A 10,132-nucleotide genomic window follows, 5' to 3' on the forward strand; every position below is an offset into this window, starting at 1 on the left:
ATGCCGGCGAACAGGATTGCATGAGCGAGTACCGACAGCAACGCTGCCGGCGGCCAGGGCAGGGGGAACACAATGGCGAGCAGCCCCAAGGGCAACGCGAAGGCCAGAAGCTGCGTGATCTGACGCAGCCGCGCGCCATGCTTGCGCGCGATGCGGAAACCCATTTCCTTGAGCAGGTAATTCTCTTCGGTATGCGGCCATTCCAGCGACCGCACCGTACCTCCCGCCAGCCCGGTCGCGGTGTTGGCGGTGGTCGGGATCTCCAGCCGGTCATTGTAGCGCCAGGTCGCCAGCTTCCAGCCCCAGCCGGTCAAGGTCAGCAGCAGGCAAGCCGCCAGCTGCACCTTCGAACCAAGCGCAAAGCCCTGCAGCAGCGCGTTCAGCAGCACGCTGCCGGTCATTGCCGAGAAGATGAGATAGCCGGGCAGGGTGAAGCGGCTATGCCATTGGGCGATCGGCTTCAGCGACGCATAAATCATGCCGGTGGTGCAGACGGTGATGATTGCGCCGATGGTGGCCAGAGATCCGGCGATGCCGACCCAGCCATCGGTCTTGCCGAAGAATATCCAACCGATGCCGAACAGTCCCGCCGGAATGAAGGTGATGACCGAGGCAACACCTTCGCGCGACAGCCATGAACTGCGCCATTGTGAGAACGCCCGCCAGGCGCGTTCGGGGCGGCCGAGATGACCCGTCGAGGACAACAGGCCGGCTACGATCAGGCCGAGCGCCAGCCCCATGCCGATGAAGCCCAGCCAGAAATCGGGTGGGATGATCTGGAAGCCTCCGAGCGTGCCCAGCAGCGCGAGCAGGCCGTAGCCCGCGCCGGTGGCAGTGGTGAAGAAGACGACGGAGAAGGCTGGATGCATGGGTCAATTCGAAAGCATGCGGTCGACCCAGCCGAGGAAACCGCCTTCGGCCCGCACCGGTTCCAATGCCGGCGCGGCCACCGATGCGGCGCGCGCGGTGTGGGCGCGCGGCGGCAAATATTTGTTGGTCGGGCGATAGCCGAGCTCCGGCATCAGGTCGACGCCGCCACGCTCGGCCACCAGTTGCGAGACCGCCGACAGGGGATCGCCGAGATCACCGAAATGCCGGGCGCTGGTCGGGCAGGCGGCGACGCAGGCCGGCACGCGGTCTTCTTCGGCCAGATTGTCATTGTAGATGCGGTCGACACACAGCGTGCATTTCTTCATCACCCCGACATCGGTGTCGAATTCGCGTGCTCCATAAGGACAGGCCCAACTGCACAATTTGCAGCCGATGCACTTGTCCTCGTCGATCAGCACGATGCCGTCCGAAGCCCGCTTGTAGGAGGCGCCAGTCGGGCAGACGGTGACGCAGGCCGGCGTCTCGCAATGCAGGCAGGAGCGCGGGAAGTTCACCGTCCGTCCGCCCATCTCGGTGGTGTGCTCATAGCTGTGCACGCGGTTGAACCAGACGCCGTCGACATGGCCGCCATAGGGATCGATGTCGGTCAGCGGCGCCATGTGGCCGCCGGTGTTCCATTCCTTGCAGGCGGTGACGCAGGCCTGGCAGCCGACGCAGGTGTCGAGATCGATGACGAGGCCGAGCTTCTTGCCGCTTTGACTTGGCAGACAGGTCATTTGGTCGCCTCTCTCGCCCTGCGGAATTCGGCGCCGAAAGTCAGTCTGTCGGGCGAGGATTCGAAATGCGGCGGCTGCAGGAAACGCTGGAACTGCGGCTCGGTGAACCCGGCTTCTTCGGCTGCGCATTTGACGATGCGCACGCGCAGGTCGAACCACGCAGCCTGGCCCGTCACTGGATCGGAATTCGAATAGCGTTTGCCCTGAGCGTCGGCCGAGGTCTGGTCGCCGATGATATGGTTGAGCAGGAAGCCGCGGTTGCTCTCGGCCGCGTCGTCCTTCAGCCCCCAGCTGCCGCGCCTTTTGCCGATGGCGTTCCAGGTCCAGACCGTGCTTTCGTTCACCCCGTCGATCAGCTTGATCTGCCCCTTCACTCTGCCGTTGATGCTTTCGATCCACACCCAGTCGTCATCGACAAGGCCGAGACCGGCTGCCGTCCGGTGATGCACGAACAGCCGGTTCTGGCTGGTGATCTGCCGCAGCCACGCATTCTGCGAACCCCAGGAGTGGTACATGTGCATCGGCCGCTGCGTCAGCGCATGCAGCGGATATTTTTCGAGGTCGACGACCGCTTCCTCGAAGGGCATGTGCCAGAAGGGCAGCGGGTCCATGTAGGTCTCGATGCGCTGGCGATCGCCTTTCGGCGGCACCACACGGCCATGGCCACGCGCGGCGAGCCTGAAGCGCTGCATAGGCTCCGAGTAGAGCTGGAAAACGATCGGTTCGGCTTTCGGGATAAAACCCATCTGCACTGCGAAGTCGAGATAGGAGCGGTTGGCCATCTTGTAATAGCGCTGGTCGTCCGCGAAATCATGATGCCAGAAGCCGCCATTGTCGATGTAGCGCTGCAACTGGTCCGGGTTGGCCTCACCCCTGCCGGTCGAGGTCCCATCCTTGCCGCGCCAGCCGGCGAGCGGGCCGATGCCGGGCGTGCGCTCATGGTTGACGATGTAGTCGGCATAGTCGCGGTATCTGGCCGAGCCGTCCTCATCGACGAAACCAGGCAGGCCGAGCCGGGCGCCGAGTTCGATCAGCACCGACTGGAACGGCCGGACGTCGCGGTCGGGCTCGATGACGGGATGGCGGATGGCGTCGCCCGGTCCGTCGGCATGACTGATCGGCCGGTCGAGCAGGCTGATGCAGTCGTGGCGCTCGAGATAGGTCGTGTCCGGCAGCACCAGATCGGCGAACGGCACGGTCTCGGAATAATAGGCGTCGGAATAGATGATGAAAGGGATCTTGTAGTTGCCCGCTTCGTCGCTGTCGGTCAGCATCGCCATGGTCTCGACGGTGTTCATCGAGGAATTCCACGCCATGTTCGACATGTACATCATCAGCGTGTCGATCTTGTAGGGATCGCCTGCCCAGGCGTTGCGGATGACGGTGTGCATCAGGCCGTGCGCGGCCAGCGGCGCGTCCCACGAATAGGCCTTGTCGATGCGAAGCGGCGTGCCGGCCTCGCCGACCAGCAAATCGTCCGGCCCGCAGACGAAGCCGAGCGGCATGCCGTCGAGCGGCGTCATCGGCTTGACGGTCTTGCCCGCCGGCTTCGGTCCGGGCGGCGCGGATCGAGGGTAGGGCGGCTTGAAGCGGAAGCCGCCGGGGACATCCACCGTGCCCAACAGCACCTGAAGGAGATGGATGGCGCGGCAGGTGTGAAAACCGTTCGAATGGGCAGAGATGCCGCGCATGGCGTGCATCGAGACAGGCCGCCCCTTGATCGTCTCGTGGCGGCGCCCGGCCCAGTCGGTCCAGGCGATCGGCAATTCGATCGTCTGTTCGAAGGCGACATGGGCGAGTTCGGCGGCGATCCTGCGGATCGTGTCGGCGGCAATGCCGCAGCGCTCGGCGACCGAGTCCGGTGCGTAACTCTCATCGAGGTAGCGGTCGGCGATCAGCTGGAACACCGGGACGCAGCGGCGCCCGCCGATCGTGAAGCTGCCGGTCAGCGCCGGTTTCGCACCGGCATCGGCGGCGCTGACCGGTGTCTTCGCCACCCTGTCCCAAGCCAGCGGATTGCCGTCGGCATCGCGCACGAACAGCCCGTCATCGGCAGCACCTGGCTCCTGCACGACGAGAACATGGGCATTGGTGTAGCGCAGCAGATACTCGAGATCGACGCGACCCGCCTTGAGCAATTCGTGGATGAGGGCGAACACGAACAGGCCGTCTGTTCCGGGCCGGATGCCGATCCAGTCATCGGCAATGGCATTGTAGCCGGTGCGGCACGGATTGATCGAGACGACCTTGGCGCCGCGCGCCTTGAGCTTGCCGAGACCGATCTTGATCGGGTTGGAATCGTGATCCTCGGCGACACCGAATAGCATGAAATACCGGGTGTTGTCCCAGTCGGGCTCGCCGAACTCCCAGAACGAACCGCCGATCGTATAGAGGCCGCCGGCCGCCATGTTGACCGAACAGAAGCCGCCATGGGCGGCGAAGTTCGGCGTACCGAACTGGCTCGCCCACCAGCCGGTCAGCGACTGCGACTGGTCGCGGCCGGTGAAGAAGGCGAGTTTCCTGGGGTCGGTCCGGCGGATGTTCGACAGCCGTTCCGTAGCGATAGAAAACGCCTCCTCCCACTCGATCTCGCGGAACTCGCCGGAGCCGCGCGGGCCGGCGCGCAGCAATGGCTTCTTCAGCCTTGCCGGGCTGTAATGCTGCATGATGCCGGAGCTGCCCTTGCCGCAGATCACGCCGCGATTGACCGGGTGGTCCTTGTTGCCGTTGATGTAGCGGACCTTGCCATCCTTGATGTGTACATCGATTCCGCAGCGGCAGGCGCACATGTAGCAGGTCGTCTTGGCGATGCTGTCGGAAACGGCAGGCGAGGTGTCGACGCCGTCGCCTTCATCGGGCGCTCGCGTGTCGGCAAGCGGGCGTTGCGATGGTGCCGAATTCGCGCCGCGCGGCGGTCCCTGCATCATGATCCGGTGGCGCCTGTACGGCGCATGGATTTGGCCCGCGTCTTCGGCCCGGGGCCGCGCATATAGTGCTCTTCCGGGTGATAGCGATCGCCGGCCAGCCGCCGCCTTAAGCCGCGGGTCCAATGCGCAAGCAGGGATCTGAGCCGCCCGATCATTCTGCTCTCTGCGATCTTTCGGCGAATTTTTTCTAACTTCGCCGGAAAACTTAGAATAAAGGTATCGATCTGTCTAATCAGTTGTTCTTGTAAATTCGATCGATATTGGTTCTTAATGTGGACATGACCCTGGATCAGTTGCGGATTTTCGTCGCCGTCGCCGAGCGCGGCCACATGACCAAGGCGGCGGAACTGCTGGGCATTTCGCAGTCGGCGGCATCGGCGGCCATCCGGGCGCTTGAAGAACAGCACGGCGTCCACCTGTTCAACCGGGTCGGCCGCAACATCGAGCTTGCCCAGACCGGCCACCGGTTCCTGCCGGAGGCCAAGGCCGTGCTCGAACGGGCCGCCGCCGCCCGCAATGTGCTGGAGCATGTCTCGCAGACCGTCACCGGCAGCCTCTCGATCGCCGCCAGCCAGACCATCGCCAGCTACTGGCTGCCGCGCCGGCTGGCTTCCTTCCATGAAGCCTATCCGGCCGTCAGGCTGAGCGTCTCCATCGGCAACACCAGGCAGGTTGAGGCCAATGTCCTCGATGGCGCGGCGGATCTCGGCCTGGTCGAGGGGCGCACCGAGTCCGACATCCTGCGCCGCACCAAGGTCGACGTCGACAGGCTGATGCTGGTGGTTGCCAGCACGCATCCGGAGATCGCCGAAGTTGCGCCCGGCCACTCCGACATCAAGGACCTGCGCTGGATCATCCGCGAGGGCGGTTCGGGCACACGCGAAGTGCTGGAGGATCTGGCGCGCCACGAAGGCATTTCGCTCGCCGACTTGCAGATTTTTTTGGTGCTGCCGAGCAACGAGGCTATCCGCCAGGCGGTCGAGGCGGGAGCCGGCGCCACCATCATTTCGGAGCTTGTCGTGGCCCGCGCCGTGGCTGAAGGCAGTCTCAGATCCGTGCCGCTCGAATTGCCGAAACGCGACTTCGCCATGATCACCCATCGCGATCGCCAGGCAAGCCTGGCCCAGATGGCGCTTAAGGCGCATCTCGACGGCAAGGCGGATGCCCCGTCGGCGGGCTAGAGTATCAGAGTTTGCGGCTTTGCCGTTGGCTCGGAGGTCTTGGTACTTTGTATCGAGTGGCTGATTGAAACGCCTCACCACGACCTTCCTCCCCAGATGGGCTCGCTAGCGCTGTCCGCCTCGACGCCCAGCCGTCACTCTGGCAATCCGGCGTCCCGCAGCGCGCTTCCCAGAGTCTCCGCGAGCGCTGGCGCACAGCGCACGCCAGCAAATTGGCGGCTGTAGCGGAAGCCCGGCTGAAGCTCGCGCACGCGCGCGGCGGCGGCCCTCGCTTCGTCCAGCCGGCCGAGTTTGGCGAGCGCAGCGGTCAGTTGCACGTAGGTGATGCTGTGTGCCGGATTGGCTTGAACGGACTTGTAGGCTGCGCGACAAGCTTCTTCGTAACGCCCGCGCAGCAAATGGCTCATTGCTTGGGCGTCAAACGCGGCCCAAGCCCACGAATCGAACGGGCTTAGCCGGATACCCTTCTCGCTCCATTCTATCGCGCGCTCTGCTTCGCCGGCCCATCCGAGAACGACGCTGCCAAGAATGTAAGTCAGCGCCGATGACGGGCTAATGGCGAGGGCTGCGTCTAATGCCGTGAATGCAGCGGCGCGATCATGCACGAGATCGTATGCGTCGAGACTCTCTGGGCGCTTCCGCCTGACACGTTCAATTTCCGCTTTTCGCAAGCTTGGAGCAATCGCGCCCACCGCTGATAGCGCGATTTCGTCCTGAAGCGCGAAAATGTCCTCCGAACTGCGGTCGTAGCGCTCGGCCCACACGTGCGCGCCGGTCGATGCATCGATCATCTGAGCGGTTACGCGCACACTACCGCCAGCTTTGCGCACGCTGCCTTCGAGGACATATCGTACGCCAAGCTCGCTGCCGACCTGCTTCACGTCCACGGCGCGGCCTTTGTAAGCGAAGGTCGAGTTTCGCGCGATAACGAAAAGCCATTTTATGCGTGCCAGGCCGGTGATGATGTCATCGACCATTCCATCGGCGAAGTACTCCTGTTGCGGATCTCCGCTCAAGTTCGAGAACGGCAGGACCGCCACGGAAGGCTTCTCAGGCAAGGTCGGCGCCGACGCGGTGCGGGCGGCTGCAAAACGATCAGGGACACTCGTCGCAACAGCCGGTCCTACATAGCGATAGCCTCGGCGCGGCAGTGTTTCGATCCAGCTCTCAGCATCCGCTGCGTCGGCCAATACCCGGCGCAAGGCCGCGATCTGGACCGTCAGGTTGTTGTCGGCAACCGCCAATTTGCCCCAGCCGGCTTCGACCAGCGCGTCTTTGGATACCGGTACGCCCGCGTTTTGGAGCAGCAAACGCAGAAGCGAAACGGCGCGTTGCCCAAGCATGGTTGGCTCGGTGCCGTGATACAAAATGCCCGCCACCTGATCGAGACGGAACGGGCCAAACTGATAAAGGTCGCCTCCGATTGTCATCCAACGCTTTTAGCAAATTTTTGGGAACGAATTCACGACTTTCCCGGCATCGACGGCCAATGTCGCACAGGTGCTTGCCGGAAGTAAGCACCCAGTCAAAGGAGGATCCTATGAGCGCCAATGCCATTATTCGCATGCCCGACGAGAAGAAGGGGATCATGCTGCGTGGTCAACCTATGGTCTTCCTCGTCACCGGCGAAAACACCAAGCACACGAGCATGTTCGACTGGACGATCCCAGCGGGATTCGCCACCGGACGGCATGTTCACCGTGTGCAGGAAGAGACGTTCTACCTGCTCGAAGGCGAGTGTGCGTGGCATGTCGGCGACAAGACGGTTCGCGCAACGCCCGGAACCTATCTGTTCATTCCACCGGGAGTGCCGCACGACATCACGAATGTCAGTGAGAGACCCGCCCGCGTGCTGATGACCGTCTCTCCGCCTGGCCACGAACGCTACTTCGAAGAACTTGCCAAACTCGCGGCGCAGGGTGCGCCGGACCCAAAAGCCCTCGCTGAGCTGCGGAACCGCTACGATACTGACCAGCTCTCGACTTTGACGACACGCGGGTAGGCATCTGTCACGGCGGCCCCACGACAGCTTCTGGCCCATTGCGACATATCGCGCTGGCGCACGAGCTTGGTCGCTATCGGCGCAAAGCGGACGTGATCTTCATCGCATCACGCCGAAGGTTATGGGTACACGACCTGGCCTAAAGCGGATCAGTAATCTCTGAAAAGCTGGACCGCTCGAAGAAAGCCTCAGCCGAACTTGCGTTGCGCATCCAGCGCCAGGCCAAGTCCGACCGAGCCGAACATGTCGCCTTCGATGACGGATGCCTGCGGCACCAGCGACAGGATCTCTCGTTTGGCCAGCGGGATCGCGGTCGATCCGCCGGTCAGGAACACCGCGGTGATGTCGGACGGCTTCACCTCAGCGTCCCTGATAGTCTGCCCGACCGTTGCGGTGACCCGCTCGATGTCCCTGGCAATCGTCGCGTCGAGCCCGCTGCGCGTGATTTCGGCGGTGAACTCCGCACCCGGCAGCTTCACAGCGACCTCTGCGGATGACCTGTCGGTCAGCTCTATCTTGGCCTTCTCGACACGTGCGGCCAGCGCGTGTCCGTAGCGGTGTTCGACGACGTGGATGAAACGGTCGACGAGGTCGGCGCGCTCGGCCTCGTAGCGGATCTGGCGCAGATGCGTCATCGCCTTGGCGGTGTAGACCAGGTTGATGCGCTGCCATGTGGCGAGGTCGATGAAATAGCTTGCCGGCAGGTTGCGCTTGCCGTCCTTGGTCGGCGTCAAATAGCCGAGCTGCGGCATGACATGGGCGATGCTCAGCAGCCGATCGAAATCCGTACCGCCGATATGGACGCCCCGGCTGGCCAGGATGTCGTCCTTGCGGTCGAGCGAACGGGAGCGCTGCGGCGAGACCCGCACGATCGAGAAGTCCGACGTGCCGCCGCCCATATCGATGATCAGCGCCAGTTCCTCGCGTGTCACCTTCTGCTCGTAGTCGAGCGCCGCCGCGATCGGCTCGAACTGGAAAGCGATGTGCTTGAAGCCCTGGGCACGTGCGGCGTTCTCGAGTTCGCTTTGCGCCTTCGCGTCGGCCTCGGCATCGTCATCGACGAATTGCACCGGCCGGCCAAGAACGACGGTCTCGACCGTATCGCCGGCATCGGCTTCCAGCCTCTTCTTGAGATGGCCAAGAAACATGCCGACGATCTCCATGAAGCCGATCGACCGCGATTTGATGCGGGTCTTTTCATGGGCCAGCGAACTGCCGAGCACGCTCTTCAGCGAACGCATCAGCCGGCCTTCGATGCTGTCGGTGTAATTGGCGATGGCCTGGCGGCCAAAGCAGGTGCGGTTGTCCTCGAAGTTGAAGAACACGGCACTGGGCAGCGTGACCTGGCCGTTCTCCAGCGCGACGAGGCGCGGCTGCCCGTTGCGGACCACGCCCACGGTGGAGTTCGAAGTGCCGAAGTCGATGCCGCCGAAGGCTGGTCGCATGACAAGTTCCTGCATTTGTCGTCGGCGAGCCGACAGGCGCCATGAGAAATCGCGCGCTGTCCGGGGACGGGCTGCTCTGCCGAACCGAATTGTTTGTGTCTGCCATTTGGCTGGGGAGCGCGATCTACCGCATGCCTCGGCAAAGGGAAACCACTTTTCGGGGAAAATCCTAATCTCGCCGGAAGATCAGCCTTCCGAGCCAGCCGGTCAGCATGGCCAGCGATATCGCGAAGACGCCGTAGAGGAAGGAATAATTGTGGGCGACACGGAAGATCGACTGCTCGAAACCGGATTTGCGGATTTCGAGCTGGGCCGAGCTTTCCTTGATGAACAGACCGCTCTTGAACAGGAACGCGCGGGCTTTGTGGGTTCCAACCGGCACATTCGGCGCCAGCCTGACGGTGGCGCGGAAAAGGTTCTGCGACAGGAATTGCACGCCGCCGACATTCTCGCTGTAGAGGCCGGTCGCTGACTTGCGCTCCCGCAGTGCTGCCGTGAACTCCTCGATCGTCGCCGGGCTGTCGCCGGCATCGGCGGGCTGCATATAGAGGTTGGAGGCGCCGAGCGACAGCTGCTTGTAGCTGTTGGGTTCGGTGATGTCCTGCAGCGGCCGCGTCGTCGCCACCGAATAGGAGACCGGCACGTTTTCGAAGGTCTCAGAGTCCAGATTGACCCAGACGCCGAGCACCCTGTCCTTGCGGCGCACCACCACCGGTTTGGGCGGACCTTCGAGCACGACGATGACGTCGTAGCGGCCCTGGCGCGCGACGAGTGGATCCGGGTTTTCCAGCGAACCGAAGATGGTCAGATCGGCCCCGGAAAAACCGGCGGTGATCGAGACGTTGTCGGTGGAGAGACCGATCTGGATGCCTTCGGTCAGCGGGACCTGTGCCTTCGCCGGCACGGCGGCCGCAAGCAGCGACAGGACAATGGCGGTTGCGAATGTGCTGCGAGCCTTCATCAGTTGAGG

At 63.3% G+C, this 10,132-nt stretch carries 9 protein-coding genes; 2 read left to right on the forward strand and 7 right to left on the reverse strand.

Annotated elements, in window-relative coordinates:
* The 4 genes from EOA22_RS13995 to EOA22_RS14010 all read right to left on the reverse strand — a co-directional run.
* The coding region (locus tag EOA22_RS13995; RefSeq protein WP_127390034.1) for a DmsC/YnfH family molybdoenzyme membrane anchor subunit at window positions 1-869 on the reverse strand (869 nt) is incomplete at its 3' end.
* Window positions 870-872: 3 nt separating this feature from the next.
* Entirely contained in the window at window positions 873-1,607 is a 735-nt protein-coding gene (locus EOA22_RS14000; protein WP_063170003.1) for a 4Fe-4S dicluster domain-containing protein, read from the reverse strand.
* Window positions 1,604-4,534, reverse strand: coding sequence for a molybdopterin oxidoreductase family protein (locus EOA22_RS14005; protein WP_063170004.1), 2,931 nt, complete (start codon window positions 4,532-4,534; stop codon window positions 1,604-1,606). Before EOA22_RS14005 ends, EOA22_RS14000 begins: the two co-directional genes overlap by 4 nt.
* Window positions 4,531-4,863, reverse strand: coding sequence for a hypothetical protein (locus EOA22_RS14010; protein ID WP_127390035.1), 333 nt, complete (start codon window positions 4,861-4,863; stop codon window positions 4,531-4,533). Before EOA22_RS14010 ends, EOA22_RS14005 begins: the two co-directional genes overlap by 4 nt.
* Here EOA22_RS14010 and EOA22_RS14015 point away from each other — a divergent pair.
* Window positions 4,813-5,715, forward strand: a complete 903-nt coding sequence (locus EOA22_RS14015; RefSeq protein WP_063170005.1) for a LysR family transcriptional regulator — start codon at window positions 4,813-4,815, stop codon at window positions 5,713-5,715. The two genes, EOA22_RS14010 and EOA22_RS14015, sit on opposite strands and share 51 nt — an antisense overlap.
* 134 nt (window positions 5,716-5,849) lie before the next feature.
* Here EOA22_RS14015 and EOA22_RS14020 read toward each other — a convergent pair whose 3' ends face one another.
* Window positions 5,850-7,145, reverse strand: coding sequence for a winged helix-turn-helix domain-containing tetratricopeptide repeat protein (locus tag EOA22_RS14020; protein WP_063170006.1), 1,296 nt, complete (start codon window positions 7,143-7,145; stop codon window positions 5,850-5,852).
* 110 nt (window positions 7,146-7,255) lie between these two features.
* Between EOA22_RS14020 and EOA22_RS14025 the strand changes: the two genes are divergently transcribed.
* Window positions 7,256-7,717 carry a cupin domain-containing protein gene (locus tag EOA22_RS14025; RefSeq protein ID WP_013533666.1) on the forward strand — a complete coding sequence of 154 codons (462 nt, stop codon included), beginning with the start codon at window positions 7,256-7,258 and terminating at the stop codon, window positions 7,715-7,717.
* A 188-nt stretch (window positions 7,718-7,905) separates the two neighbouring features.
* On the opposite strand, the gene EOA22_RS14030 is transcribed toward EOA22_RS14025, so the two are convergent.
* Entirely contained in the window at window positions 7,906-9,162 is a 1,257-nt protein-coding gene (locus EOA22_RS14030; protein ID WP_027161735.1) for an Hsp70 family protein, read from the reverse strand.
* A gap of 169 nt (window positions 9,163-9,331) precedes the next feature.
* Complete coding sequence (locus EOA22_RS14035; RefSeq protein ID WP_013533664.1) at window positions 9,332-10,123, reverse strand: TIGR02186 family protein; 792 nt, start codon at window positions 10,121-10,123, stop codon at window positions 9,332-9,334.
* Window positions 10,124-10,132 lie beyond the last annotated feature (9 nt).

The organism is Mesorhizobium sp. M7A.F.Ca.US.014.04.1.1 (assembly GCF_003998745.1).
Classification (GTDB): Bacteria; Pseudomonadota; Alphaproteobacteria; order Rhizobiales; family Rhizobiaceae; genus Mesorhizobium; species Mesorhizobium ciceri.